The following is a 25,903-nucleotide window of genomic DNA, read 5'->3' on the forward strand; positions in this document are numbered from 1 at the left end:
CAGCGTCCCTGATGCGTTCGAAAAGCACTTTTTCAACGGCCTGCTATACGCTGGAGACATGGCAACCCGACGTGAAGATGGTCTTCAAGCGCAATCCGAACTGGTGGGGCCAGATGGAAGGCAACGTGACCGAGATCGTCTACACCCCCATCAAGTCGGCCGCCACGCGCATTGCCGCCCTGCTGTCGGGTGAGGTGGACCTGGTGCTGGACCCCTCACCGCAGGATCTGCCCCGCCTGCGCTCGTCGGGCACCATCAAGGTGGTGGACGGGCTGGAGAACCGTACCATCTTCCTGGGCATGGACCAGTTCCGGGATGAACTCGTGGGCTCCAACATCAAGGCCAAGAACCCCTTGAAGGACCTGCGCGTGCGCAAGGCGCTGTACCAGTCCATCGACGCCAATGCCCTCACGCGCAACATCCTGCGCGGCCTGGGCAAGCCGACGGGTACCCTGGTGGCGCCGCAGGTCGCAGGCTGGTCGGAGGCCGTGGGCAAGCGCATGCCCTACGACGTCGAGGCCGCGAAGAAGCTGCTGGCCGAGGCCGGCTATGCCGACGGTTTCGAGGTGGACTTCGCCTGCCCCAACAACCGCTACATCAACGACGAGGCCATCTGCCAGGCGGTCACCGCCATGTGGGCGCGCATCGGTGTGAAGGCCAAGCTGCGCACGCTGCCGCTGGTGACCTACTTTCCCATGATCCAGCGCAGCGAAGCCAGCATCTACATGCTGGGTTGGGGCGTGCCGACCTTTGACGCGCTGTACAGCCTGCAATCGCTGGTGCGCAGCGTGGGCACTGGTGGCGATGGCAACTACAACGTGGGCCGCTATCGCAATGAGCGCATGGACTACCTGGTGGACCGCATCAAGGCCGAGACGGACGCTCCGGTGCGCGCGCGCATGCTGACCGAGGCGCTGCAGCTCTCCAACGACACGGTCTCGCATCTGCCGCTGTACGACCAGGTCATCCCCTGGGCCATGAAGAAGAATGTGGAGCTGGTGCATCGCGCCGACAACCGCATCGACATGCGCACCGTCAAGGTCCAGTGAGCGGCCGTGCCATAACGTACCGCCTGCGTGCGGAAAGCACCCGCGCAGGCGAACCACGGCCAGGCTAAGCACCCGGCCGCTGCGGGGACGAGCCTTGGCTGCGCCCCGATGCCTGCTAGCATGGCCCGACATCTTGCAAAAGCCCGAGAATGCTTGCCTTCATCCTGCGTCGACTTATCCAGGCCGTGATCGTCATGGTCGCCGTGGCCTTCATCTCGTTCATGCTGTTCCAGTTCGTGGGCGACCCCGTGGTCTTCCTACTGGGGCAGGACGCCACGCCCGAGCAGATCACCGAGATGCGTGCTGCCCTGGGGTTGGACCAGCCATTCATCGTGCAGTTCTGGCACTTCCTGGTGAATGCGGCGCAGGGCGAATTCGGACTCTCCCTGCGCCAGGGGGCCAAGGTCTCGCGGCTGATCGCCGAGCGCTTCCCGGCCACGCTGGAGCTGGCGCTGGTGGCCGCCTTCATCGCCCTCGCGGTGGGCATGCCCATGGGGGTGTATGCGGCGCTCAAGCGCGGCACCGTCACCAGCCAGGTGTTCATGACGCTGTCGTTGCTGGGCGTGTCGCTGCCCACATTCCTGATCGGCATCCTGCTGATCCTGGTGTTCTCGGTCACGCTGGGATGGTTCCCCAGTTTCGGGCGCGGTGATGTCACGCAACTGGGGTGGTGGAGCACAGGCCTGCTCACGGCCAAGGGTTGGCACCACATCACGCTGCCGGCCATCACGCTCGCCATCTTCCAGCTCACGCTGATCATGCGCCTGGTGCGCGCCGAGATGCTGGAAGTGCTGCGCACCGACTACATCAAGTTCGCCCGTGCGCGTGGCCTGACCGACCGCGCCATCCACTTTGGCCATGCGCTCAAGAACACGCTGGTGCCGGTGATGACCATCACCGGCCTGCAACTGGGCGGCCTGATTGCGTTTGCCATCATCACCGAGACGGTGTTCCAGTGGCCCGGCATGGGCCTGCTGTTCATCCAGGCCGTGACCTTTGCCGACATCCCCGTGATGGCCGCTTACCTCTGCCTGATCGCGCTGATCTTCGTGGTCATCAACCTGGTGGTGGACCTGCTGTACTTCGCCGTGGACCCGCGCCTGCGCGTGGGCGGCAAGGCGGGAGGGCACTGACATGCAGGCCGTGCAGCAGCGCTTGAAGGCAGGCGGACGCGCTTTTGCGCACATCGCGCAGTACCACCCGGAGCTCACCGCATTCCGCCGCGACCTGCATGCCCACCCCGAGCTGGGCTTTGAAGAGGTCTACACCAGCGCCCGTGTGCGCGAGGCGCTGCGGCACGCAGGCGTGGACGAGGTGCACGAAGGCATCGGCCGTACCGGCGTGGTGGGCATCATCCACGGCCAGGGCCGCAGCAGCGGCAGCATGATCGGTCTGCGGGCCGACATGGACGCGCTGCCCATGGCCGAGCACAACGATTTCGCCTGGAAGTCCTGCAAGAGCGGCCTGATGCATGGCTGCGGCCATGATGGGCACACGGCCATGCTCGTGGGTGCAGCGCGCTACCTGGCGGCCACGCGCCATTTCGACGGCACGGCGGTGCTGATCTTCCAGCCCGGCGAGGAAGGCCTGGGCGGTGCGCGCGTGATGATCGAGGACGGGCTCTTCGAGCGCTTTCCCGTGCAGTCGGTGTACGCCATGCACAACTGGCCGGCCATGCGGCCCGGCACCGTGGGTATCAACAGCGGCGCCATGATGGCTGCGGCCGACCGCGTCACGATCGAAGTGACCGGGCGCGGCGGCCACGGTGCGCATGCGTACCAGACGGTGGACGTGGTGCTGGTAGCCGCGCACATCGTCACCGCCGTGCAGGGGATCGTCTCGCGCAACGTGCGGCCGCTGGAGAGCGCAGTCATCAGCCTGTGCGCGGTGCAGGCGGGCGACCTGGGCGCGTTCAGCGTGCTGCCGGGCACGGCCACGCTGGTGGGTACGGTGCGCACGTTCGACCCTGCCGTGCAGGAGATGGTGGAGCGCCGCATCAAGGAGCTGTGCAACGCCATCGCGCTGGGCTTTGGCGCTACCGCCACCGTTCGCTACGAGCGCATCTACCCTGCCACCATCAACACCGAGAGCGATGCGCGCTTCGCAGGCGACGTGGCTGCGTCGCTGGTGGGCGAAGAAAACGTGGAGCGCGACCTGGAGCCGAGCATGGGCGCGGAGGACTTTTCCTTCATGCTGCAGGCCCGGCCCGGCGCCTACCTGCGCCTGGGGCAGGGCATGGGCGCTGGCAACAGCACCTTGCACAACAGCCGCTACGACTTCAATGACGACGTGCTGCCCCTGGGCGCGGCCCTGCATGCCGGCCTGGTCGAGCAGGCCATGCCCCTGGGGCAAGCGCAGTGAGACCGCACGGTACAGCAGCATGATGCGGAGCACGGTCTGGATGCGAAATATGGCCCTGGCGCTTGTACTGCAAGCGCTAGCAGCTATATTTTTGGTAGCTAATGCGCAAACCATCCGTGTGGCCAACCAGGGCGATGCGCTGTCGATGGACCCACATGCGCTCAATGAATCGCTGCAGCTCAGCCTGACCGGCAATGTGTACGAGCCTCTGGTGGGACGCAACAAGGATCTGAGCCTGGTGCCTGCGCTGGCGCTGGCCTGGCGTGCGACCACCCCCACCGTGTGGCGCTTCGAGTTGCGCCGCGGCGTGTCCTTCCACGACGGTGCGCTTTTCACGGCCGACGATGCGGTGTTTTCGCTGCGGCGCGCGCAGTCCGAAGGCTCGGACATGCGCAGTTACCTGAGCGGCGTGCGCGAGGTGCGCAAGCTGGACGCGCACACCATCGAGATCGAAACCCGCGAGCCCACGCCGCTGCTGCCGGCCCTGCTGTCGCACGTCTACATGCTGAACCAGCGCTGGAGCGAGGCGCAGGGCATCGCGCAGGTAGGCGACGCGCGCGGGGCCGCGGGGCAGGCCGCCGCGCTGCGCGCCAATGGCACGGGGCCGTTCCGCCTGGCCGAGCGCCGCCCGCAGCAGCGCACCGTGTTCGAGCGCAACATGCGCTACTGGGGCACCATCGAGAGCAACGCACGCCAAGTCGTCTTCCTGCCCATCCCGGACAACGAGGCGCGCGTGGCCGCGCTGCTGGCCGGCCGCGTGGACGTGATGGAGCCCGTGCCGGTACAGGACATCGAACGCGTGAGCGCCGCCGGACTGGTGCGCGTGGTCACGGGGCCCGAGTTGCGCACGCTGTTCCTGGGCATGGACCAGCACAGCGACGAGCTGCCGTACGCCAGCGTGCGCGGCGCCAACCCCTTCAAGGACCGGCGCGTGCGCCAGGCTTTCTACCAGGCCATCGACATTGATGCGCTCATCAAGAACGTGATGCGCGGCGCCGCCACGCCGGCCGCGCTCATCGTGGGACCGGGCGTCAATGGCTTTCAGTCCGACGTCAAGCGGCTGCCGCACGACGTGGCGGCCGCGCGCGCGCTCATGGCGCAGGCCGGCTATGGCGAGGGCTTCGCGCTCACGCTGGACTGCCCCAGCGACCGCTATGTGAACGACGCGGCGCTGTGCACCGCCATCGCTGCACAGCTGGCGACCCTGCAGGTGCGCGTGACGGTGCGCGCGGAGCCCAAGGCGCAGTACTACCCGCGCATCCTGCGACGCGACGCGGGCTTCTACCTGATGGGCTGGACGCCCTCCACCTACGACGCACACGGTGCGCTGAACGCGCTGGCGGCCTGCCCGCGCGGCGAGGGCGCGGGCCACTTNGGGCTATTGCAACCCGCGGCTGGACGCGCTGCTGCTGCAGGTCCAGACGCAGACCGACAAGACCCGGCGCGACGCGCTGCTGCGCGAGGCTTTGCTGCTGCAGGCCGCCGACATTGCCTACATCCCGCTGCACCAGCAGGCCCTGGCCTGGGGCGTGTCCAAGAAGATCCGCCTGGTGCAGATGGCCGACAACACCATGCCTTTCAAGTGGATGGGCGTGGGCCCCTGACCGTACGACCTTGCCGCCTTCTCCCTTTTTTGCCTGACCCTTCGCCCATGAAACAAACGCTCTTGCGCTGGTACGACAGCGACGTGGCCCACAGCTTTCGCACCTCGCCCGTGGCCATCATCGCGGCGCTGATTGCCGCCGTGTGCGTGTTCTGCTCCATCTTTGCCGGCTGGGTGGCGCCACACAACCCGTTCGACCTGAGCACGCTGGAGCTGTCGGACGCGCGCTTGCCGCCCGTGTGGCAGGCCGAAGGCACCTGGAAGTACGCCCTGGGCACCGATGACCAGGGCCGCGACATCCTTTCGGCGCTGATCTACGGCGCGCGCATCTCGCTGGTGGTGGGCCTGGCCTCCGTGGCGCTGTCGGTCGTCGTGGGCGTGGCGCTGGGGTTGGTGGCGGGCTTTCGCGGCGGATGGGTGGACGGCGTGCTCATGCGCCTGTGCGACGTGATGCTGTCGTTTCCCGCCATCCTGATCGCGCTGCTGATTGCCGGCGTGGGGCGTGCGGTGTTCCCCAACGCGCCCGATTCGCTGGCCTTCGGCGTGCTGATCCTGTCGATCTCGCTCACGGGCTGGGTGCAATACGCGCGTACCGTGCGCGGCTCCACGCTGGTGGAGCGCAACAAGGAATACGTGCAGGCCGCGCGCGTCACCGGCGTGTCGCCGCTGCGCATCATGCGCAAGCATGTGCTGCCCAATGTGCTGGGGCCGGTCATGGTGCTGGCCACCATCCAGGTGGCCACGGCCATCATTACCGAAGCCACGCTGTCCTTCCTGGGAGTGGGCGCGCCGCCCACGTCGCCCTCGCTGGGCACGCTGATCCGCATCGGCAACGACTACCTGTTCTCCGGCGAGTGGTGGATCACTGTCTTCCCCGGCGTGATGCTGGTGCTGATCGCGCTGTCCGTGAACCTGCTGGGCGACTGGCTGCGCGATGCACTCAACCCGCGCCTGCGCTGAAATGGAACACCTCCTGAGTCGCTTTGCGCCTTCCCTCCGCTCTCGCATGGCTGCGCCATGCGGGCAGGGGGGCGCAGCCCTCGCTGCGGCGCGGCCGGCCCGGACCCTTGCTCGGCTGCCCTCGTTATGGGGGCGCCCGTTTCATGCGATGCGGGCGGCGCGCACTGCACTGGATAACTGATATGTCACTTCTCGAAGTCCACAACCTCGTCGTCGAATTCCCTGGCCGCCGCGGCACGCTGCGCGCGCTGGACAACGTGTCGTTCTCCATCGCACCGGGCGAGATCCTGGGTGTGGTGGGCGAGTCCGGCGCGGGCAAGTCGCTCACGGGCGCGTCCATCATCGGTCTGCTGGAGCCGCCGGGGCGCGTGGCCTCGGGCCAGATCGTGCTGCAGGGCCAGCGCATCGACAACCTGCCGCACGAGCAGATGCGCCACATCCGCGGGCGCAAGATCGGCGCGATCTTCCAGGACCCGCTGACTTCGCTCAACCCGCTGTACACCGTGGGCCAGCAACTGGTGGAGACCATCCTCACCCACCTGCCCATGAGCGCCGCGCAGGCGCGCCAGCGGGCCATCGACCTGCTCAAGGACACCGGCATTCCCGCGGCCGAGCAGCGCATCGACCACTACCCGCACCAGTTCTCGGGCGGCATGCGCCAGCGCGTGGTGATTGCCCTGGCGCTGGCGGCCGAGCCGCAGCTCATCGTGGCGGACGAGCCCACCACGGCGCTGGACGTGTCCATCCAGGCGCAGATCATCCAGTTGCTCAAGAGCATCTGCAAGACGCGCGGCGCGGCCGTGATGCTGATCACCCACGACATGGGCGTGATCGCCGAGACCTGCGACCGCGTGGCCGTGATGTACGCCGGGCGCGTGGCCGAAATCGGCCCCGTGCACGAGGTCATCAACCAGCCCGCCCATCCCTACACCGCCGGCCTCATGGCGTCCATTCCCGACATGGAGCAGGACCGCGAGCGCCTCAACCAGATCGACGGAGCCATGCCCCGCCTGAACGCCATTCCCGAGGGCTGCGCCTTCAACCCGCGCTGCCCGCGCGCCTTCGACCGCTGCCGCCAGGCGCGCCCCGACCTCATGCCCGCCGGCGCTACGCAGGCCGCCTGCTGGCTGCACGACGTGACGAGCGAGGTGGTCGCATGAGCTCCACGACGACCACCACCGCACCGCTGGTGCAGGCGCATGACCTCGCCAAGACGTTCGATGTCTCCGCGCCCTGGCTCAACCGCGTCATCGAGCGCAAGCCGCGCGCGCTGCTGCATGCGGTGGACGGCGTGGGATTCACGATCGAGCGCGGCAAGACGCTGGCCCTGGTGGGCGAGTCCGGCTGCGGCAAGAGCACCGTGGCGCGCCTGCTGGTGGGGCTGTACGAGCCCACGCGCGGCGGCCTCACCTTCGACGGGCAGGACGCGCACGCCGCTTTCAAGGGCAAGGATGCGCGCGCCATGCGCCGGCGCATCCAGATGATCTTCCAGGACCCCTATGCCAGCCTGAACCCGCGCTGGCTGGTGGAGGACATCATCGGCGAGCCCCTGCGCGAGCATGGTCTCATCACCGACGCTGCACAGCTCAAGAAGCGCGTGGGCGAACTGCTGCAGTCCGTGGGCCTGTCGCCGCTGGACATGGCCAAGTACCCGCACCAGTTCTCGGGCGGGCAGCGCCAGCGCATCTCCATCGCGCGTGCCCTGGCCACCGAGCCCGAGTTCCTGGTGTGCGACGAACCCACCAGCGCGCTGGACGTGTCGGTGCAGGCGCAAGTGCTCAACATCATGAAGGACCTGCAGCGCCAGCGGCAGCTCACCTACCTGTTCATCAGCCACAACCTGGCCGTGGTGCGCCACGTGAGCGACCAGGTGGGCGTGATGTACCTGGGCCGGCTGGTGGAGCTGGCCGACAAGAAGGTGCTGTTCGAGAACCCGCGCCACCCTTACACGCGCATGTTGCTGGACGCCATCCCCAAGATGCACGACACCGGCCGCGCGCGCACGCCCGTGCAAGGGGAGGTGCCCAACCCGCTCAACCCGCCGCCGGGCTGCGCGTTCAACCCACGCTGCCCCTACGCCAACGACCGCTGCCGCACCGAGCGCCCCCAGCTCATCGATGACGGCGGCACGCGCGTGGCCTGCCACGGCGTGCAGGAAAAACGCATCCCGTTGGCGGAGTTGGCGGTATGAGGGTTCGATAGAAAAACGGCCCTAACGCTTGTGCAGCAAGCGGTAAATGCTCTTTTTATGTGAGCAAAAAGGGGCCGCGCCCCCTGTTCTGCGGGCGCGCGTGTGGGGCTTTCACGGCGCTGTCATCCTTGCTTCCCACCATCTCCACTCTGTAACGATTCAACAGGGAGCGAGAACATGGGTTCGTGGATGCAATGGGCCAACAAGCCCTACGGGCGGCGGGTGCGGATGGGCGCGGTGGCGCTGGCGGCGTGTGGCGTGCTGGCGGCATGCGGTGGCAACGATGACGACGAGGCCCAGCCGCTGGAACTGACCGTCCTGCACATCAACGACCACCACTCCACGCTGGACGCCAAGTCCAAGACGCTGAAGCTGTCCACGGGCGGCGCCGCGCCTGTGGACGTGGCCGTCGAAGCCGGTGGTTTTGCGCGCGTCACCGCGGCCTTCGACAGCCTGGCCAAGGCCGCGGGCGCCAACGTGCTCAAGCTGCATGCGGGCGACGCGCTCACCGGCACGCTGTACTTCAACCGCGCGGGCGCGGACGGCGAGGCCGATGCCGCGCTGATGAACACCGTGTGCTTCGACGCCTTCACGCTGGGCAACCACGAGTTCGACAAGGGTGACGCGGGCCTCAAGGGATTCCTGGACCTGCTCAAGAAGGGGTCCTGCAAGACGGCGGTGCTCAGCGCCAACGTGAAGTTCGGTGCCGGCTCGGCGCTCAACGCCACCAAGGCACCCGGTTACGTGCAGCCTTCCACCGTGGTGGAGCGCAGCGGCCAGAAGATCGGCATCGTCGGCCTGACGATTGCGGGCAAGACCAAGGCCTCGTCCAGCCCCGACGCGGACACCACGTTCGAGGACGAAGTCACGGCGGCCCAGCGTGAGATCGACAAGCTGCGCGCCCAGAGCATCAACAAGATCATCGTCATGAGCCACGTGGGCTATGGCTACGACAAGGAAATCGCCGCCAAGCTCAGCGGCGTGGACGTGATCGTGGGCGGCGATTCGCACACGCTGCTGGGCCCCGACGCGCTCAAGACCACGGGCGTGGGCACGCCCAGTGGCGCCTATCCCACGCGCGTGACCGACAAGGACGGCAAGAACGTCTGCGTGGTGCAGGCCTGGGAATACGCGCAGGTGGTGGGCGAGCTGAAGGTGCGTTTTGACGGCAAGGGCGAGCTCACGCAGTGCAGCGGCACGCCGCATGTGCTGATCGGTAGCGACTTCACCATCAACAAATTGCCCCCGACCGATGCCGAAAAGAAGGCCATCGATGCGGACGTCGCAGCCAAGGGCTTTCTGCGCGTGACGCAACCAGCCGCCGCCGCCACCACGGCGCTGCAGCCGTTCAAGGACCGCGTGGCCGTCTTCAACAAGACCAACGTGGCGGTGGTGCCGAAGGAGTTGTGCTTCCGCCGCGTGCCGGGCAACCCCGGCTCGGGCGGCTCCAGCCCCACATGCAACGCCGAGGGCAGCGTGCATCTGCGCGGCGGCGACATCCAGCAGTTGGTGGCGCAGGCCTACGTGGACGAGGGCAATGCCAAGTACGGCGGCGCCGACATCTCGCTGCAAAGCGGCGGCGGTGTGCGCATTGCGCTGGACGGCACGGTGACAGCAGCGCAGGTGATCCAGGTGCTGCCCTTCGGCAACATGCTGTTTCGCCTGGACGTGACCGGCGCGGAGGTGAAATCCATGCTCGAAGACGGCCTGGAGGCCGTGTTCAAGGCGGGCGGATCGACCGGGCCCTATCCCTATACCGGCGGCCTGCGCTTCGACGTGAACGCCTCGGCCGCCTTCGGCCAGCGCGCCTCCGGTCTCGAAGTGCGCAACGCCGCCACCGGCACCTGGGGGCCGATCGATCCGGCCAAGACCTACAGGCTCTTCGTGTTGAGCTTCAACGCCACGGGCGGCGACGGCTACAAGACCCTGGCGGCAGTGCCCGCGGCGCGGCGCCTGGACATCGGCGTGCTGGATGCCGATGTCTTCTTCAGCTACATCGACAAGCAGCCGCGCGACGCCGCCACCGGCCTGCCCGTGCTGAACCGGCTGCCGCACGAGCTCTACAGCACCAAGAGCTTCGCGGGGCAGTGACGGGACCCGTGAAGTGAACGGCGGGAATGCGCGGGCATACTGACGGTTTCCCGTCAACGAACCCCAGGAGTACCGCGCATGACCGCCTTCACCCTCACCAGTCCCGACATCGCCGACGGCAGCACCATTGCACAGAGCTTCGAGTTCGACGGCTTTGGCTGCAGCGGTCGGAACCAGTCGCCCGTGCTGCGCTGGAGCGGCGCGCCCGAGGGCACGAAGGGCTTTGCCGTGAACGTGTACGACCCCGACGCGCCCACGGGCTCGGGCTTCTGGCACTGGTATGTGATCGATCTGCCGGCTTCGGTGAGTGAGCTGCCCGCCAACGCCGGCGCCAAGGGCGGCGCCCACCTGCCGGCTGGCGCGCGCCAGATCCGCAACGACTACGGGCAGTACGCCTGGGGCGGCATGTGCCCGCCGCCGGGCGACAAGCCGCACCGCTACATCTTCACGGTGCATGCGCTGTCGGTGGAGCGCATCGATGTGCCCGACGACGCCCCCGCCGCGCTCGCCGGCTTCATGGTGAACGCCCATACCCTGGCCAAGGCGAGCTTCACCGCCACCTACGGGCGCTGAAGCGGCGCTCTGAAAAAGAGAGCTGCTACCGCTTGCCAATGCTTGATTTCAGATGCTTTTGTTTCTGAAGTCCAAGCGGGGCAGGCGGTAGCAGCTATTGTTTTTGTGCTTCGCCATAGGGCGCACGGCATGGAACTGGCGCGCCCCATCCCAGCAACCGCCGCGCAGCGGGCTTGGCCCGGGCGCTGGCGGTGTCCCCCCTCCCGTAGCGCAGCGCGTAGAGAGAGGGGGAAGCGGCGCAGCCGCTCAGGGGGGTGCCCTCAGGTATACCGCTTGGCCCGCAGGTTGTTCTTCATCTGCTGCAGCACCGGCTGCAGCGGCTCGCCGATGCGCAGCGCCACGCAGGTGGCGACCACGTCGATGATGAGCAGGTGCAACAGGCGCGAGACCATGGGGCTGTAGCGGTCGTAGCCCTCGGGGTGGTCGGCCGCCAGGTGGATGCGGCAGGTGTGTGCCAGCGGCGAGCCGCTGGCGGTGATGGCAATGGTGGTTGCGCCGTTCTTGCGCGCGATGTCGGCTGCGTCCATCAGGTCGCGCGTGCGGCCCGAGTTGCTGATGATCACCGCGCAGTCGCCCGGGCCCAGCAACGTGGCGCTCATCACCTGCATGTGGCCGTCGCTGGTGGAGATGCTGGTGATGCCTAGGCGAAAGAACTTGTGCTGCGCGTCCTGCGCCACGATGCCGGAGTTGCCCGCGCCGTAGAACTCAATGCGCCGCCCCGTCTGCCAGGTGCTGGCGATGGCCTCGGCCGCACGCTCCAGCGCATTGGTACTGGCGGCGCTGCGGTACTGCAGGAAGGCGGCCACGGCGTTGTCCACCACCTTCACCAGCACGTCGTTGGTCTTGTCGTCGGCGTCCACGCTGCGGTGGATGAAGGGCACGCCCTCGCTCACACTGCCGGCCAGCTTGAGCTTGAAGTCCGCCAGGCCGTCATAGCCCATGCTGCGGCAAAAGCGCACCACTGTCGGCTTGCTGACGCGCGCGCGCGCGGCCAGCTCGCGCACCGGCAGGTGGGCAAAGGCGCGCGGGTCGTCCAGCACGAGTTGGGCCACGCGCTGCTCGGCGGGGGCGAGCGAGGGCAGGGAAGCGGTGATGCGGTCTAGCATTCTTCCATCCAGGTGTGTCCTTCGCGGGCCACCAGCGCGCTGGCGGCGCTGGGGCCCCAGCTGCCAGCGGCATAGGGGCGCGGGCCTTCGCCACGGGCGTCCTGCTCGGCCCAGGCCTGCATGATGGGTTCCACCCAATGCCAGGCGGCTTCCTGTTCGTCGGCGCGCACGAACAGATTCAGGCGCCCGGCGATCACGTCCAGCAGCAGCCGCTCGTACGCGCCCACGCGCTGGCTGCCAAAGCGCTGGTCGAAGTCCAGGTCCAGCTGCACGGGCGCCAGCGCCTGGGCTTCGGAAATGCGCATGCCGCGCTTTTCCTGCCCCGCGGCAAACAGGTGCAGCGCCACGCCGTCGCGCGGCTGCAGGTGGATCACCAGGCGGTTGGCTGCGCCCAGCGGCGTGCGGTAGATGGCGTGGGGCGTGGGACGGAAGTTGATGGCGATGTGTGCCTCGCGCGCGGCCAGGCGCTTGCCGGTGCGGATGTAGAACGGCACGCCCGCCCAGCGCCAATTGGCGATCTCGGTGCGCAGGGCGACGAAGGTTTCGGTGGTGCTGCCGGGTGCCACGCCGTCCTCGTCGGCATAGGCGCGCACGCCCTCGCAGGCCGTGGTGCCGGTGGAATACTGGCCGCGCACCACGTCCTGCAGCAGCGTGGCGGGTGTCCACGTACTCAGCGAACGCAGCACCTTGAGCTTCTCATCGCGGATGGCATCGGCATGGGCGTTGATGGGCGGCTCCATGGCGATCGCGCACAGCAGCTGCAGCGCGTGGTTCTGCACCATGTCGCGCAGCGCGCCGGTCTGGTCGTAGAAGGCGCCACGCTGCTCCACGCCCAGCTGCTCGGCCATGGTGATCTCGATGCTGGCCACGGTCTCGCGCCGCCACAGGGGTTCGAACAGCGCGTTGCCAAAGCGCAGCGCCAGCAGGTTCTGCACCGAGGGCTTGCCCAGGTAGTGGTCGATGCGGAAGATCTGCCGTTCGTCGAACACGCTGCGCACCGCGGCGTTGATGGCACGGTTGGAAGCCAAATCGTGCCCCAGGGGCTTTTCCAGCACCACGCGGGTGGCGGGCGTCGCCAGGCCGGCAGCGCCGAGCTGCTCGCAGACGGTGGTGAACAGCGCGGGCGCGGTGGCCAGGTACATCACCACCGTGTCGGCATGGCGCTCGCGCAGGCGCCGCGCCAGCAGGGCGTAATCCTCTGGCTGGGACAGATCCATGCGCTGGTACTGCAACAGCGCGGCAAAGCGTTCGAATTCTTCGTCGCTGGGGCGTTTTTCTCCCTCCACATCGGCAAAGCGCCGGGCAATCAGCGCGCGGTAATCGCCGTCGCTCAGCGCGTCGCGCGCCACGCCGATGATGCGTCCCTGCGGCGGCAGCGACCCGTGGCGAAAGGCCTGGAACAAGGCGGGCAGCAGCTTGCGCCAGGCGAGGTCGCCCGTGCCGCCAAAGAGGACCAGATCAAAGCTCATGAGCCAGCTGCGGTGATGTGTAGAGGGTTGATCGATGGGAAAACGGTGCCCGCATGTGGTCCGTATCCAGTGCACGATGTTATCGAGTTTCATGGTCGGCATTGACCGATACGGGACGGGCCGTGGCCGCGCATACACTTGCCGGTTACGCGCCGGGGCTGGGCTCCCCGCGCCTTTCTCCCTGGACAACACGCCATGAACCAACTCGACGCGCTCAAGCAGTACACCACCGTGGTGGCCGACACCGGCGATTTCAAGCAGCTGGCCCAGTTCCAGCCGCAGGACGCCACCACCAACCCCTCGCTGATCCTCAAGGCCGTGCAAAAGCCCGAGTACGCGCCGCTGCTCAAGGACTGCGTGACGCGCTGGCATGGCCGCGCCATCGACGAGCTGATGGACCGCCTGATCGTGCGTTTCGGTTGCGAGATCCTGTCGATCATCCCTGGGCGCGTGTCCACCGAGGTGGATGCACGCCTGTCGTTCGATACCGCGGCGACCGTGGCGCGTGCGGAGCGCATCGTGGAGCTGTACCAGGCCGAAGGGCTGCACATCGACCGCGTGCTCATCAAGATCGCCGCCACGTGGGAGGGCATCCAGGCCGCGCGCCAACTGGAGCAGCGCGGCATCCACACCAACCTTACGCTGCTGTTTTCGTTTGCACAGGCGGTGGCCTGTGGTCAGGCGAAGGTGCAGCTCATTTCGCCTTTCGTCGGACGCATTTACGACTGGTACAAGAAGCAGGCCGGCGCAAACTGGGACGAGGCCGCCATGGCCGGCGCCAATGACCCGGGCGTGCAGTCCGTGCGCGCCATCTACAACCATTACAAACACTTCGGCATCGGCACCGAGGTCATGGGTGCGAGTTTTCGCAACACCGGGCAGATCGTCGCGCTGGCGGGCTGCGACCTGCTGACCATTGCCCCCGAACTGCTGGCCCAGTTGGCCGCCAGCGATGCGCCGGTGGCACGCGTGCTCGACCCCGAGGCGGCACGCCGCGTTGCGCTGCAACCCGTGCAGTACGACGAGGCGGGCTTTCGCTATGCGCTCAATGCCGACGCCATGGCCACCGAGAAGCTGGCCGAAGGCATCCGCGCATTTGCGGCGGACGCGGCCAAGCTGGAACAACTGATGCAAGCCGCTGCATGAATTTTGACGATCCCCGCACCCGCTGCGACCACACGACCGCGTGGCAGCGCCTGCGTGCCCATTACGAAAGCGCCGGCCGCAGCTTCGACCTGCGCGCCGCATTTGCGCAGGATGCGCAGCGTTTCGAGCGCTTCAGCCAGGACGCTCCGCATGTGTTTGCGGACCTGTCCAAGAACCTGATCGACGCGCCCACCGAAGCGCTGCTGCTGCAGCTGGCGCGTGAATGCGGCGTGGTGGCCTACCGCGATGCGATGTTCGAGGGCCGACCGATCAACAACACCGAGCAGCGCGCGGTGATGCATTGGTTGTTGCGAAAACCGGCTCCAGGGCATGCATATCAAGCGCAAGCAGCTATCGATACAGTAGCGCCTGAAATCGCCTCTGCCTTGCACGACGTGCACGCCATGCTGGAGGACATGCTGGCCCTCGCCGAGCGCGTGCGCGCTGACGATGGCATCACCGACATCGTGAACATCGGCATCGGCGGCTCGGACCTGGGGCCGGCGATGGTGGTCAAGGCGCTGGACGACCTGCGCCACCCGGGCAAGCGCCTGCACTTCATCTCCAACGTGGACGGCATGGAGCTGGGCAGCCTGTTGCGCCAGCTGCGGCCCGAAAGCACGCTGTTCCTCATTGCGTCGAAGACCTTCACCACCGCCGAGACCATGTCCAACGCACAGGCGGCGCGTGCATGGTTCCTGGACCAGGGCGGCAGCGAGGACGCGCGGGCGCGGCTGCCGCTGGCGCGCCATTTCTATGCACTGACGACCAACCTGGAAGCGGCGGCGCAGTTCGGCATCACCACCACGTTGGGCTTCTGGGACTGGGTGGGCGGACGCTATTCGCTGTGGTCCGCCATCGGGCTGCCGATTGCCATTGCCGTGGGTGCGCCGCACTTTCGCGCACTGCTGGCGGGTGCACATGCGATGGACGAGCATTTCCGCACCGCGCCGTTGGAATCCAACCTGCCCGTGCGGCTGGCGCTGCTGGACCTGTGGTACCGCAATTTCCACGGCTTCTCCAGCCGCAGCATGGCACCTTATAGCCATGGCCTGCGCCGCCTGCCGGCGTACCTGCAGCAATTGGAGATGGAGAGCAACGGCAAGGGGGTGGATGCGCACGGCCAGCCGCTGCCCTATGCCACTTCTCCCGTGGTCTGGGGCGAGCCGGGCACCAATGGGCAGCATGCGTTCTTTCAGATGATCCACCAGGGGCCCGACACCGTGCCCGTGGAGTTCATCGCGCTGCGCGAGCCGGGGCGTGATTTGCCGGACCAGCACCCGCGTCTGGTGGCCAACGCTTTGGCCCAGGCACGGGCGCTGATGATGGGACGGCCCGAAGAAGCCGACGGCCACCGGCGCTTCAGCGGCAACCGGCCGAGCACATTTCTGGTGCTGGAGCGTCTGGACCCGGCGTCGCTGGGCGCGCTGATCGCGCTGTACGAGCACCGCGTGTTCACCAGCGGGGCGCTCTGGGGCATCAACAGCTTCGATCAGTGGGGTGTGGAACTGGGCAAAGGCATCGCCAAGGACCTGGAGCCGCGTCTGGCCACGGGGGATGTGCAGGGGCTGGACCCGTCCAGCGCGGGGCTGTTGCGCCGTCTGGCGGCCTGGAACGGGGTGCGCTTCCCGCTCTGACGGGGCTCAGGCGCGCGCTGCCTGGGGCATGGCCGGCGCATCATCTACAGGCGCCGGCTGGAGTTCTGGAGCCAAGGCCACCCGGTTGCGGCCCTGGTCCTTGGCGGCGTAGAGCGCCTGGTCGGCACGCTCCAGCGTTTCCTGGGGTGACGAATGGGGCAGGTGCAGCGCCAGGCCGGCGGACATGCTCAGGCGCAGGCCCGGCGGTGCGTTGGGCACGGGCAGGGCAGCGATGGCTTCGCGCGTGCGCTCCAGCAGGGTCTGGGCGCTGCGTGGTTCGATGTCGCTGAGCAGCAGCAGGAACTCGTCGCCGCCCCAGCGCGCCAGCACATCGGTTTCGCGCACATTGGCGCGCAGGGCGTCGGCGAACACCCGCAGCACATGGTCGCCCATGGCGTGGCCGTGGTGGTCGTTGACGCGCTTGAAATGGTCCACATCGATCATGGCGAACAACAACGTGCCCTGCCCCCGGCGGCGGCGCCGGCACTCCAGCTGGATCAGCTCGACCATGGCGCGGCGGTTGTACAGGCCCGTGAGCTCGTCGCGCATGGCCAGCGCCCGGTTTTCCGCGAGGGCTTCGGCCAGCGCCTCACGTTGCCGGTCCAGGCGCTGGCGCATCTGCTGCACGCGCAGGTTCACCACCATGCACCCGGCCAGCACGATCAGGATCATGGCTGCGTAGGCGCCATCCATGACGTCGAACGTCGTTGCGTAGAAACGCGGCGAGACGACCACCGCCACCGAGAACGCCGCCATCGCGTAGAGCCCGATGCCCACGACCTGGCGCGGCGGCAGGCCCAGCGCACCGAAGAACAGGATCATGGCCAGCACGGAGGGCACCACGCCTCGGCCTTCCCCTGCCAGCACGTAGGCCACGGCGCCGCTGGTGATGGTCCACGCCATTTGCACCAGGGTCAGGGACGGATCGCGCAGCCGCTCGGACCAGCCGGTGCGGATCAGCAGCGTGATGACTGCGAGCCCCCCCACCGAAAGCGCCGCCCACCACCGCACAGCGTCCAGGTGGTGGTTTGCGCTGGGGTGGTGCAGCAACAGCATCACCAGGGCGCTGGAGCTCATCAGCAGCAGCGCGAGCAGCGCCATGCCGACGCGCACACGCCGGTAGGGGTCGCGGGAGAGGAGGCAGGGAAAGAGACGGCGAGGGGTCGTGTGCATGGCGGAGGCTCCTGCGAAGGGCCGTGCGATGGCGGTACGGCCAGAGTGAAACGCTAGCAATGAATTACTAATATTTACATATAAATACAATTATGCGATGAGCGCAAAGCTTGCTTTTGCGTAGGGGTATTGGGGAAAGGCGGGCCAGATCCGCGCGCAGTGCGCCGCGGAAGGTCGCCCGCCACACACGCAGGCGAAAAAAAACCCGCAAGCACTGCTTGCGGGTTGGGTGCTGCCTGCGCCTTCAGGGCGCAGGCGGGGACCTGGCAATTACATGCCCATGTCACCCATGCCGCCCATGCCGCCGGGCATGGCGGGGGCTGCGGACTCGTCCTTCGGCGCCTCGGCCACCATGGCTTCGGTCGTCAGCAGCAGCGAGGCCACGGAAGCGGCGTTCTGCAGGGCCGTGCGGGTCACCTTGGTGGGGTCCAGGATGCCCATTTCCAGCATGTCGCCGTAGGTGTCGTTGGCTGCGTTGAAGCCGTAGTTGCCCTTGCCGTTCAGCACTTCGTTCACGACCACCGACGGTTCGCCACCGGCGTTGGCCACGATCTCGCGCAGGGGCGCTTCGACAGCCTTCAGCACCAGCTTGATACCGGCGTCCTGCTCAGGGTTGCCGGTGGACAGGTCGCCCACGGCCTGCTTGGCGCGCAGCAGTGCCACGCCGCCGCCGGCCACGATGCCTTCTTCCACGGCAGCGCGGGTGGCGTGCAGGGCGTCTTCCACGCGGGCCTTCTTTTCCTTCATCTCGACTTCGGTGGCAGCGCCCACCTTGATCACGGCCACGCCGCCGGCCAGCTTGGCCACGCGCTCTTGCAGCTTCTCACGGTCGTAGTCGCTGGTGGCTTCCTCGATCTGGATGCGGATCTGCTTGACGCGCGCTTCGATGTCGGCAGCGGCACCAGCACCGTCGATGATGGTGGTGTTTTCCTTGCCCACTTCGATGCGCTTGGCCTGGCCCAGGTCGGCCAGCGTCACCTTCTCCAGCGTCAGGCCCACTTCCTCGGCGATCACCTTGCCGCCCGTCAGGATGGCGATGTCTTCCAGCATGGCCTTGCGGCGGTCGCCGAAGCCAGGCGCCTTCACGGCCACGACCTTCAGGATGCCGCGGATGGTGTTCACCACCAGCGTTGCCAGGGCTTCGCCTTCGACATCTTCAGCAATGATCAGCAGAGGACGGCCAGCCTTGGCAACTTGCTCCAGGGTAGGCAGCAGGTCACGGATGTTGCTGATCTTCTTGTCGAACAGCAGCACGAAGGGATTTTCGAGGATCGCGGCCTGCTTTTCGGGGTTGTTGATGAAGTAGGGCGACAGGTAGCCGCGGTCGAACTGCATGCCTTCCACGACTTCCAGCTCGTTTTCCAGGCTCTTGCCGTCTTCCACGGTGATCACGCCTTCCTTGCCCACCTTGTCCATCGCGTCGGCAATGATCTTGCCCACGGACTCGTCGGAGTTGGCGGAGATCGAACCCACCTGGGCGATTTCCTTGGAGGTGGTCGTGGCCTTGGAGGCCTTCTTCAGCTCTTCCACCAGGGCCACCACGGCCTTGTCGATGCCGCGCTTGAGGTCCATGGGGTTCAGGCCGGCGGCCACGTACTTGGAGCCTTCGCGCACGATGGCCTGGGCCAGCACGGTGGCGGTGGTGGTGCCGTCACCAGCGATGTCGTTGGTCTTGGAAGCCACTTCCTTCACGAGCTGCGCGCCCATGTTCTGCAGCTTGTCTTTCAGTTCGATTTCCTTGGCCACGGATACGCCGTCCTTGGTCACCGTGGGGGCGCCGAACGAGCGCTCCAGCACCACGTTGCGCCCCTTGGGGCCCAGGGTCACCTTGACCGCGTTGGCCAGGATGTTCACGCCTTCAACCATGCGAGCGCGGGCTTCGCCGCCGAACACTACGTCTTTTGCTGCCATTTTTGGCTCCTACAAATTTGAATCAAATGGGCTGCCAACGCTGATCTATCAAGCGCAGGCAGCTATGAAAAATGAGTTGACCAGAAGGGATTACTTCTCGACGACCGCGAACAGGTCGTCTTCCTTCATCACCAGCAGCTCGTCGCCATTGACCTTCACGGTCTGGCCGCTGTATTTGCCGAACAGCACGCGGTCGCCGACCTTCACGTTCAGGGCGATCAGCTCGCCCTTGTCGTTCTTCTTGCCAGGGCCAACGGCCAGCACTTCGCCTTGATCGGGCTTTTCCGCAGCGTTGTCGGGGATCACGATGCCCGAGGCGGTCGTGGTTTCGCTTTCGATACGTTTGACGATCACGCGATCGTGCAGGGGGCGAAGATTCATTGCATCTCTCCTGATAACAAAAAGGATTGCGACATCAAACAACGCGCCCGCAACGCGGACGCAGGGAACTGACACAGCGGTGTTGTTAGCACTCGTCTGTTTCGAGTGCTAATGATAGAGGCATTCGTGGCAGTTTCAAGGCCGCAGTGTCGGCAGGGCCTGCGATCAAGGTGCGGGAGCGCGGAGGGCAGCCGCACTTCCCCGTCCGCCTCAGTGGACTGTGAGGCGCAAGAAGTGGTTCAGCATGTGGAAGTGGTCTTCAAAGAACGCTTCTTCCATGCCCGCGAGCCGGTCGATGGCCACCCACTCGGCATGCGCCGCGTCGTCAGCCGCCTGCACCGGGGGCAGCGGAGCGTCCTGCAGGTCGAAGTAGTGCGCGTGGGTGATGGTGCGGCCGCGTTGGCTGCGGTCGGGGTGGTCGAACACCGTCACACTGCGCAGCGCCGCGCGCAGCGTGGCCTCGGGCAGGGCGCAATTCGTTTCCTCTGCCAGTTCACGCAGGCAGGACTGCCACAGCGTCTCGCGTTGTTCGATGAAGCCGCCGGGCACCGCCAGCAGGCCACGCCCTGGTGCGTGGGCGCGGCGGATGAGCAGCACGTGATCCTGGCAGCGCAGTACCGCGTCCACGGTCACGAACACGGGCGGGTAGGGCGCCGTTGCCCAGGCGGCGCGGTAACCGCGCAGCATCTGCCATTCCTGCTGCAGTGTGGCGAAGTGCGGCGTGTGGGCGAATTGCTCCAACAGCGCTTGCGTGGCGGGCGGCAGCATGGGCGCCAGCGGCTGCAGCGCATGGGCCACGGTGGCGGGTGTGGCGCCGAAGTAGGCGTCGCGGATGGCGGTCGCGTCTATGCGGCCCTGGCGCTCCATGCGTATCAATTCCCAGCCCGGAAAGGCGCTGAGGTAGCTGCTCGTGGCGTCCTTGAAATGGCCGACCAGCCCCACGCGCGCCTGCGGCGGGCTGTGGCGCGCCACCGCGTTGCGCACGGCTTCCACCCACACCGCCTCGTTGTAGTAGTCGCGCACCGGCAGCACGGTGAGGCGCGTGCGGTCGCCCTCGGGCAGAGCACCGCGCAGCATGGCTTCGCGTTCGTGCCAGGTGAACGGGTTCTTGGGTGTGCGCGCCTGGAAGGCCGAGCCGACGATGACGATGACCTGCCGCGCCTGCACCAGCGCTTCGCGCAGCAGGGCGAGATGGCCGGTGTGGACGGGCTCGAAGCGGCCGATGAGGATGGCGGTGTCGTACATGCGGCGATTCGTGTGTTCTCAAAAAAGTGAGCTGCTCGCGCTTGATGGATAAGCGCTAGAGGCAAATTTCGCTTGAAGCCGCCAGCTGTGCACCCTGGGCGTGCATCGCCTCCAGGAAGGCCTCATGCTGCGCCTCGAAGCCGGCCACGGGGCTCATGCAATCGGTAAGCAGCACCAGACGCCGCGGGCTCCACCCGGGGTGCAGGCGGGCCAGGTGCTGGATGATGTGCTCGGTGGTGGCGCGCACGCAGTGGCTGCTGGCCTCGCCTGCGATGAGCAGCAGGTCTGCGCTGGCCAATTGGTCCAGCAGCTGGGTGTTCAGGGTGGTGTGCGGGTCGGCCGCGTCGGGTACTTCGGCCTGCACGGCGCTGTAGTGCTCGGTCCAGGGGCTCATGCCCTTGAAGACGGACTGCACGGCGCGCACGCGATGCGCCTGCCAGTCGCTGCACGCGGCCAGCACGTCGGTATGCACGCCATGGCCCCAGCTGCCGATTTCGCAATGCACGGGCCAGACCATGAGGGTGTAACGGCCCTGGGTTTCCAACGTGTCCAGGTAGTCCAGTGTGCGCGCCAGCGCGGCAGGGTCACGCGGCGCAAACGCACCCGCGCGGACCTGCGCAGCGGTGATGGCGGTGAAGGGCGCCACCGCGCCCCCGTCGCTGCGCTGCCAGTAGGCAGGGTGCGCCACGTCGTACCGCTGGTGCGAGTCGAGGGTGACAGTGATGTGGTCTATACCTGCCCCCTGCGCGCGGATGAACGCTGCCAGGCGCTGCATGTCCGCATGCGCGCCGGGAACGGGCAGCGCCGGGGCGGTTACCGCGCCGCTATGGGGATCGCGCGAGTGCCACGCGGCGGGCAGATCGCAGAAGTCGTTCTGGGGATCGATGGCGAGCAGGTGGACGGTGCGGGTCATGGCGCGGATGCGAGCGTGCAGGGCCTGCAGTGTAGGCAACTGCGGGGCCGCATCCGGGCGGCACCGCTATTTGATGGCTTTGCGCGCGGCCCCGATACCCAGCAGCGCGAGCACCACGAACAGCACGGCCAATACCAGGAACACCACGAACAGCACCTTGGCGATGGCGGCCGAGCCAGCGGCCACGCCGGTGAACCCGAGCGCGCCGGCGATGAGCGAAATGATGGCGAAGATGATCGCGTACTTGAGCATGGGGATAGGCCTCCTTGGGATGGGCCGCCGGCGGGTGCGGCGGCTGGGCACCAGAGTAGAGGCGCTGGCGCAGGCGCTCCGTCATCTGGCGAAACCGCAGCGTGTAGGAGGGTGTTGACAGTGCTGCCGGTTATCGCAGCGCATGCAGCACCACGCCGCCGGCGATCAGCAGCAGCACGGCGCACGTGCGTTCTGTGGCGGCCATTAGCAGTTCCCTTTCAGGATGATGGCAACCGTCCAGGCGCTGTACAGCCGCTGCAGCACAGGCGGCGTGCCCGCCAGCAGCAGGAACAGGTTGGCGTGAACAGCGCATTCTTAGGCAGCCTGGACGCGGGGGCCGGGGGTGTATTGGAAAAAATGGCGTCTGCAAGGGCATACATGCGCGGCCTTGCCCAGCAGGGCATCGCTGCGGCCCTGCAGCAGGCCGCCGCCCTTAGCGCCGAGAATCTCCCGGCGCAGTAGCCACGCCTTCGCGGAACGCGTTATGGAAGTGGCGCTGGTCCTCAAAGCCCAGTTCCTGCGCCACCGCGGCTGGCGCACCTCCAGCGGCCAGCAGCGCGCGCGGCGTTGACACGCGCGCCTGCACAGGATTACAAGCCGGCCGCTTAGCGCCACGCGGCGGCGTACTGGTCTGCGTTCGCAACGCGGCGCGATATGAACTCTGCCCCCAAGCTCAGGGACTGCCTGGACGCAGACGCGGGGTTCATAGCCCCGCCGCTGCGCGCAGCGCCTGGGCTTTGTGCCGCAAGGCTGCCGCACCCGCTGGTGGGGTCGCCGTGCCTTACAGCCCGGCCGCTGCACGCAGCGCGGCAGCCTTGTCCGTCCTCTCCCAGGTGAACTCGGGTTCCTCGCGGCCAAAGTGGCCGTAGGCGGCGGTCTTCGCGTAGATGGGGCGCAGCAAGTCCAGCATCTGGATGATGCCCTTGGGGCGCAGGTCGAAGTGCTCCTGCACCAGTTGGGCGACCTGGTCGTCGGGGATCACGCCGGTGCCCTCGGTGTACACGGTGATATTCATCGGGCGCGCCACGCCGATGGCATAAGCCACCTGGATCTGGCACTGGCGCGCCAGGCCGGCGGCCACGATGTTCTTGGCCACGTAGCGCGCAGCGTAGGCGGCGCTGCGGTCCACCTTCGTCGGATCCTTGCCGCTGAATGCGCCACCGCCGTGCGGGCAGGCGCCGCCGTAGGTGTCCACGATGATCTTGCGGCCCGTCAGGCCGCAGTCGCCCTGCGGCCCGCCGATGACGAAGCGGCCCGTGGGGTTGATGAGGTACTTGGTGTCCTGCAGCCATTCTTTGGGCAGCACCGGCTTGATGATCTCCTCGATGATGGCCTCGGTGAAGCTGGCCTTCATCTTGGTGGCGGTCTCGCTCTGGTCGGGGCTGTGCTGGGTGGAGAGCACCACGGTGTCGATGCTGTGGGGCTTGCCGTCCACGTAGCGCATGGTCACCTGGCTCTTGGCGTCCGGGCGCAGGAAGGGCAGGCGGCCGTCCTTGCGCAACTGGGCCTGGCGCTCGACCAGGCGGTGCGCGTAGTAGATGGGCGCGGGCATCAGCTCGGGCGTCTCGTCGCAGGCGTAGCCGAACATCAAGCCCTGGTCACCGGCGCCGGTGTTCAGGTGGTCGTCGCTGGCGTGGTCCACGCCCTGGGCGATGTCGTTGGACTGCTTGTCGTAGGCCACGAGCACTGCGCAGCCCTTGTAGTCGATGCCGTACTCGGTGTTGTCGTAGCCGATGCGCTGGATGGTGTCGCGCGCCACCTGGATGTAGTCCACGTGTGCGTTGGTGGTGATCTCGCCGGCCAGTACCACCAGGCCGGTGTTGGTCAGCGTCTCGGCTGCCACGCGGCTGCGGGGGTCTTGCGTGAAGATTGCGTCCAGGATGGCGTCGGAGATCTGGTCCGCCACCTTGTCGGGGTGGCCTTCAGAGACCGATTCGGACGTGAAGAGGAAATCGTTCGCCATTTGAATAAACTCCGTGTTGTCAGCATTTGGGCGTTGCCCAGAGCCTCATGGAGCCTCGGCGAACGCTTTAGCAGTTGTGTTTAACGTCGCCCTGCAAGTTGCTCATTTAACTCGGCGACGGCCGTCATTGTAATGTCATCCCTCTTTCGGCTCGTTTCCGCGCTGCCCTTGTGGTTGCTGCATGTCATTGGCGCGGCGCTTGGCTGGGTGGCGTTTTGCGCATCGCCCACCTACCGCCGTCGCTTCATCGACAACGCCGCGCGCGCGGGTTATGCCTTGCGTGACGTGCGTGCGGCCATAGCGCACGCGGGGCGCATGGTGGCCGAGGCGCCGCGTCTGTGGCTGTGGCCCGAGCCGCCGGCCTGCGAGATACGCGGGGCCGAATGCGTGCAACGGGCCTGGGGCCAAGGCCGCGGCATCGTGTTCCTCACGCCGCACATTGGCTGTTTCGAGTTGTCGGTGCAGGCGGCGGCGCGGCGCTGGTCGCCGGAGCACGGCCCCATCACCATCCTGTACCGGCCCGCGCGCCAGCGCTGGCTGGCCGAGGTGATGCAGACCGCGCGCAACCGCCCCGGCATCCAGGCCGTGCCCACCACGTTGCAGGGCGTGCGCCAGATGATCAAGGCGCTGCGGCGCGGCGAGGCGGTGGGCCTGCTGCCTGACCAGGTGCCGCCGCAGGGGCTGGGGGTGTGGTCGCCGTTCTTCGGCCGCCCGGCCTACACCATGACGCTGGCTGCGCGCCTGGTGCAGCAGACCGGTGCGGCGGTGATCCTGGCGCGGTGTGAGCGCCTGCCACGCGGGCGCGGCTATGTGCTGCACCTGGAGGATTTGTCCCAGCCGCTGGCGCCTACACTCGACGCGGCCGTGCTGCAGCTCAACCAAGCCATGGAATACCTCATCCGCAAAAGCCCCGACCAATACCTGTGGGGCTACGCCCGCTACAAGCAGCCCCGCGCGGAGATGCATACCTCTGCCGGGGCCGATGCACCGCCGGAGGGCCGCGCATGATGGCGCGCGCGGGCATCGCGCTGCTGAATTTGCTGGGTCGCCTGCCGCTGCCGGCGCTGCGTGCGCTGGGGCGGTTCATCGGCCGGGTGCTGTTCGTGCTGGCCGTGCCGCGGCGCAGGGTGGCGCTGCGCAACCTGGCCCTGTGCTTCCCGGAGGTGCCCGAGTCGCAGCGCCGCGCGTGGGCGCGCGAGTCCTTCGTGGTGTTCTGCCAGACCTTCCTGGACCGCGGCTGGTTGTGGTCGGGCTCCGAGGCGCTGGTGCGCAGTCGCGTGAAGCTGGTGGGCGCGCTGCACGAGCTGGAAGGCGACACGCCAACCATCGTCTTCGCGCCGCACTTCTACAGCATGGACGCAGGCGGCCTCGCCTTGCCGCTGAACACACGGCGCGAGTTCACCTCGATCTTCGCCACCAACCCCGACCCGGTGTTGGACGCATGGTTCATGGCGGGCCGCCAGCGCTTTGGCAACGTGCGCATGCTCAACCGCGCCGACGGCGTGAAACCCATCATCTCGTGCCTGCGCAAGGGCGGGCTGCTGTACCTGCTGCCCGACATGGACTACGGCAGGAACGACTCGGTGTTCGTGCCCTTCTTCGCCATGCCGGACGCGGCCACCATCCCGTCACTGTCGCGCTTTGCGCGCCTGGGGCGCGCCAAGGTGGTGGCGCTGTACAGCCGCATGACGCCCGAGGGCTACGTGGCCGAGCTGACCCCCGCCTGGGACCACTTTCCCACCGAGGACCCTGTGGCCGACACGGCGCGCATGAACCGCGAGCTGGAAGCCGCCATCCGCACCATGCCCGCGCAGTACTACTGGGTGCACAAGCGCTTCAAGACCCGCCCGGAGGGGCAGGATTCGGTGTATCAGTAAAA

At 67.2% G+C, this 25,903-nt stretch carries 23 protein-coding genes; 13 read left to right on the top strand and 10 right to left on the bottom strand.

Annotated features, from left to right (window positions below):
• From OX89_RS13260 to OX89_RS13300, 9 genes are all read left to right on the top strand, one after another.
• Window positions 1-1,049: ABC transporter substrate-binding protein (locus OX89_RS13260; RefSeq protein WP_047350965.1), on the top strand; the 1,049-nt coding region annotated here is incomplete at its 5' end.
• A gap of 149 nt (window positions 1,050-1,198) precedes the next feature.
• Complete coding sequence (locus tag OX89_RS13265; RefSeq protein ID WP_011804137.1) at window positions 1,199-2,182, top strand: ABC transporter permease; 984 nt, start codon at window positions 1,199-1,201, stop codon at window positions 2,180-2,182.
• 1 nt (window position 2,183) lies between these two features.
• Window positions 2,184-3,410 carry a M20 aminoacylase family protein gene (locus OX89_RS13270; protein ID WP_047350966.1) on the top strand — a complete coding sequence of 409 codons (1,227 nt, stop codon included), beginning with the start codon at window positions 2,184-2,186 and terminating at the stop codon, window positions 3,408-3,410.
• 22 nt (window positions 3,411-3,432) lie between these two features.
• Window positions 3,433-4,784: ABC transporter substrate-binding protein (locus OX89_RS13275; RefSeq protein WP_369799291.1), on the top strand; the 1,352-nt coding region annotated here is incomplete at its 3' end.
• A 277-nt stretch (window positions 4,785-5,061) separates the two neighbouring features.
• Window positions 5,062-5,973, top strand: a complete 912-nt coding sequence (locus tag OX89_RS13280; RefSeq protein ID WP_011804140.1) for an ABC transporter permease — start codon at window positions 5,062-5,064, stop codon at window positions 5,971-5,973.
• Window positions 5,974-6,155: 182 nt separating this feature from the next.
• Window positions 6,156-7,133, top strand: coding sequence for an ABC transporter ATP-binding protein (locus OX89_RS13285; RefSeq protein WP_047350967.1), 978 nt, complete (start codon window positions 6,156-6,158; stop codon window positions 7,131-7,133).
• Entirely contained in the window at window positions 7,130-8,164 is a 1,035-nt protein-coding gene (locus OX89_RS13290) for an ABC transporter ATP-binding protein (RefSeq protein WP_047350968.1), read from the top strand. Before OX89_RS13285 ends, OX89_RS13290 begins: the two co-directional genes overlap by 4 nt.
• 177 nt (window positions 8,165-8,341) lie before the next feature.
• A complete protein-coding gene (locus OX89_RS13295) occupies window positions 8,342-10,255 on the top strand; it encodes a bifunctional UDP-sugar hydrolase/5'-nucleotidase (RefSeq protein WP_047350969.1) in 1,914 nt (637 codons plus the stop codon).
• 78 nt (window positions 10,256-10,333) lie between these two features.
• Window positions 10,334-10,828: a YbhB/YbcL family Raf kinase inhibitor-like protein gene (locus OX89_RS13300; RefSeq protein ID WP_011804144.1), complete on the top strand. Its 495-nt coding sequence runs from the start codon at window positions 10,334-10,336 to the stop codon at window positions 10,826-10,828.
• A gap of 260 nt (window positions 10,829-11,088) precedes the next feature.
• Here the strand turns inward: OX89_RS13300 and OX89_RS13305 are convergent, their stop codons facing one another.
• Window positions 11,089-11,934 (bottom strand): MurR/RpiR family transcriptional regulator, encoded by an 846-nt coding sequence (locus tag OX89_RS13305; RefSeq protein ID WP_012655673.1) that lies wholly within the window; start codon window positions 11,932-11,934, stop codon window positions 11,089-11,091.
• Entirely contained in the window at window positions 11,928-13,403 is a 1,476-nt protein-coding gene (zwf, locus tag OX89_RS13310; RefSeq protein WP_047350970.1) for a glucose-6-phosphate dehydrogenase, read from the bottom strand. Before zwf ends, OX89_RS13305 begins: the two co-directional genes overlap by 7 nt.
• Before the next feature lie 195 nt (window positions 13,404-13,598).
• Here zwf and tal point away from each other — a divergent pair, with 195 nt between their 5' ends.
• Both tal and pgi read left to right on the top strand, forming a co-directional pair.
• Window positions 13,599-14,549, top strand: a complete 951-nt coding sequence (gene tal / locus OX89_RS13315) for a transaldolase (RefSeq protein ID WP_012655675.1) — start codon at window positions 13,599-13,601, stop codon at window positions 14,547-14,549.
• On the top strand, window positions 14,546-16,186 hold the full coding sequence (gene pgi / locus OX89_RS13320; protein ID WP_047350971.1) for a glucose-6-phosphate isomerase: 1,641 nt from the start codon (window positions 14,546-14,548) through the stop codon (window positions 16,184-16,186). The genes tal and pgi overlap by 4 nt, the downstream gene beginning before the upstream one ends.
• Before the next feature lie 6 nt (window positions 16,187-16,192).
• Here pgi and OX89_RS13325 read toward each other — a convergent pair whose 3' ends face one another.
• The 8 genes from OX89_RS13325 to metK form a co-directional block, all read right to left on the bottom strand.
• Window positions 16,193-17,359 (bottom strand): GGDEF domain-containing protein, encoded by a 1,167-nt coding sequence (locus tag OX89_RS13325; protein ID WP_047350972.1) that lies wholly within the window; start codon window positions 17,357-17,359, stop codon window positions 16,193-16,195.
• A gap of 270 nt (window positions 17,360-17,629) precedes the next feature.
• Window positions 17,630-19,270 carry a chaperonin GroEL gene (groL, locus tag OX89_RS13330; protein ID WP_047350973.1) on the bottom strand — a complete coding sequence of 547 codons (1,641 nt, stop codon included), beginning with the start codon at window positions 19,268-19,270 and terminating at the stop codon, window positions 17,630-17,632.
• Between the two features lie 90 nt (window positions 19,271-19,360).
• On the bottom strand, window positions 19,361-19,651 hold the full coding sequence (locus OX89_RS13335) for a co-chaperone GroES (RefSeq protein WP_011804151.1): 291 nt from the start codon (window positions 19,649-19,651) through the stop codon (window positions 19,361-19,363).
• A gap of 210 nt (window positions 19,652-19,861) precedes the next feature.
• Complete coding sequence (locus OX89_RS13340; protein WP_047350974.1) at window positions 19,862-20,896, bottom strand: bifunctional nicotinamide-nucleotide adenylyltransferase/Nudix hydroxylase; 1,035 nt, start codon at window positions 20,894-20,896, stop codon at window positions 19,862-19,864.
• Window positions 20,897-20,951: 55 nt separating this feature from the next.
• A complete protein-coding gene (locus tag OX89_RS13345) occupies window positions 20,952-21,809 on the bottom strand; it encodes a cysteine hydrolase (RefSeq protein ID WP_047350992.1) in 858 nt (285 codons plus the stop codon).
• A 66-nt stretch (window positions 21,810-21,875) separates the two neighbouring features.
• A complete protein-coding gene (locus OX89_RS13350) occupies window positions 21,876-22,061 on the bottom strand; it encodes a DUF1328 domain-containing protein (RefSeq protein WP_011804154.1) in 186 nt (61 codons plus the stop codon).
• Between the two features lie 433 nt (window positions 22,062-22,494).
• Window positions 22,495-22,635 carry a hypothetical protein gene (locus OX89_RS18850; RefSeq protein ID WP_199856246.1) on the bottom strand — a complete coding sequence of 47 codons (141 nt, stop codon included), beginning with the start codon at window positions 22,633-22,635 and terminating at the stop codon, window positions 22,495-22,497.
• Window positions 22,636-22,842: 207 nt separating this feature from the next.
• Window positions 22,843-24,024, bottom strand: a complete 1,182-nt coding sequence (gene metK / locus OX89_RS13355) for a methionine adenosyltransferase (protein ID WP_047350975.1) — start codon at window positions 24,022-24,024, stop codon at window positions 22,843-22,845.
• Between the two features lie 132 nt (window positions 24,025-24,156).
• On the opposite strand from metK, the gene OX89_RS13360 reads away from it, so the two are divergent.
• Window positions 24,157-25,032, top strand: a complete 876-nt coding sequence (locus OX89_RS13360) for a lysophospholipid acyltransferase family protein (protein WP_047350976.1) — start codon at window positions 24,157-24,159, stop codon at window positions 25,030-25,032.
• Window positions 25,029-25,901: a lysophospholipid acyltransferase family protein gene (locus tag OX89_RS13365; protein ID WP_047350977.1), complete on the top strand. Its 873-nt coding sequence runs from the start codon at window positions 25,029-25,031 to the stop codon at window positions 25,899-25,901. The genes OX89_RS13360 and OX89_RS13365 overlap by 4 nt, the downstream gene beginning before the upstream one ends.
• The last annotated feature ends 2 nt before the right edge of the window (window positions 25,902-25,903 follow it).

Source organism: Diaphorobacter sp. J5-51 (assembly GCF_001023515.1).
Lineage (GTDB): Bacteria > Pseudomonadota > Gammaproteobacteria > Burkholderiales > Burkholderiaceae_C > Diaphorobacter > Diaphorobacter nitroreducens.

Excerpts from the sequence above, each read along its gene's own strand:
- tal (WP_012655675.1), top strand. The coding sequence starts at position 13,599 with ATGAACCAACTCGACGCGCTCAAGCAGTACACCACCGTGGTGGCCGAC.
- OX89_RS13270 (WP_047350966.1), top strand. The coding sequence starts at position 2,184 with ATGCAGGCCGTGCAGCAGCGCTTGAAGGCAGGCGGACGCGCTTTTGCG.
- OX89_RS13300 (WP_011804144.1), top strand. The coding sequence starts at position 10,334 with ATGACCGCCTTCACCCTCACCAGTCCCGACATCGCCGACGGCAGCACC.
- OX89_RS13290 (WP_047350968.1), top strand. The coding sequence starts at position 7,130 with ATGAGCTCCACGACGACCACCACCGCACCGCTGGTGCAGGCGCATGAC.
- groL (WP_047350973.1), bottom strand. The coding sequence starts at position 19,270 with ATGGCAGCAAAAGACGTAGTGTTCGGCGGCGAAGCCCGCGCTCGCATG.
- OX89_RS13285 (WP_047350967.1), top strand. The coding sequence starts at position 6,156 with ATGTCACTTCTCGAAGTCCACAACCTCGTCGTCGAATTCCCTGGCCGC.
- OX89_RS13265 (WP_011804137.1), top strand. The coding sequence starts at position 1,199 with ATGCTTGCCTTCATCCTGCGTCGACTTATCCAGGCCGTGATCGTCATG.
- OX89_RS13360 (WP_047350976.1), top strand. The coding sequence starts at position 24,157 with ATGTCATCCCTCTTTCGGCTCGTTTCCGCGCTGCCCTTGTGGTTGCTG.
- OX89_RS13335 (WP_011804151.1), bottom strand. The coding sequence starts at position 19,651 with ATGAATCTTCGCCCCCTGCACGATCGCGTGATCGTCAAACGTATCGAA.
- OX89_RS13295 (WP_047350969.1), top strand. The coding sequence starts at position 8,342 with ATGGGTTCGTGGATGCAATGGGCCAACAAGCCCTACGGGCGGCGGGTG.
- OX89_RS13345 (WP_047350992.1), bottom strand. The coding sequence starts at position 21,809 with ATGACCCGCACCGTCCACCTGCTCGCCATCGATCCCCAGAACGACTTC.
- metK (WP_047350975.1), bottom strand. The coding sequence starts at position 24,024 with ATGGCGAACGATTTCCTCTTCACGTCCGAATCGGTCTCTGAAGGCCAC.
- OX89_RS13350 (WP_011804154.1), bottom strand. The coding sequence starts at position 22,061 with ATGCTCAAGTACGCGATCATCTTCGCCATCATTTCGCTCATCGCCGGC.
- OX89_RS13325 (WP_047350972.1), bottom strand. The coding sequence starts at position 17,359 with ATGCACACGACCCCTCGCCGTCTCTTTCCCTGCCTCCTCTCCCGCGAC.
- OX89_RS13305 (WP_012655673.1), bottom strand. The coding sequence starts at position 11,934 with ATGCTAGACCGCATCACCGCTTCCCTGCCCTCGCTCGCCCCCGCCGAG.
- zwf (WP_047350970.1), bottom strand. The coding sequence starts at position 13,403 with ATGAGCTTTGATCTGGTCCTCTTTGGCGGCACGGGCGACCTCGCCTGG.
- OX89_RS13365 (WP_047350977.1), top strand. The coding sequence starts at position 25,029 with ATGATGGCGCGCGCGGGCATCGCGCTGCTGAATTTGCTGGGTCGCCTG.
- pgi (WP_047350971.1), top strand. The coding sequence starts at position 14,546 with ATGAATTTTGACGATCCCCGCACCCGCTGCGACCACACGACCGCGTGG.
- OX89_RS13280 (WP_011804140.1), top strand. The coding sequence starts at position 5,062 with ATGAAACAAACGCTCTTGCGCTGGTACGACAGCGACGTGGCCCACAGC.
- OX89_RS13340 (WP_047350974.1), bottom strand. The coding sequence starts at position 20,896 with ATGTACGACACCGCCATCCTCATCGGCCGCTTCGAGCCCGTCCACACC.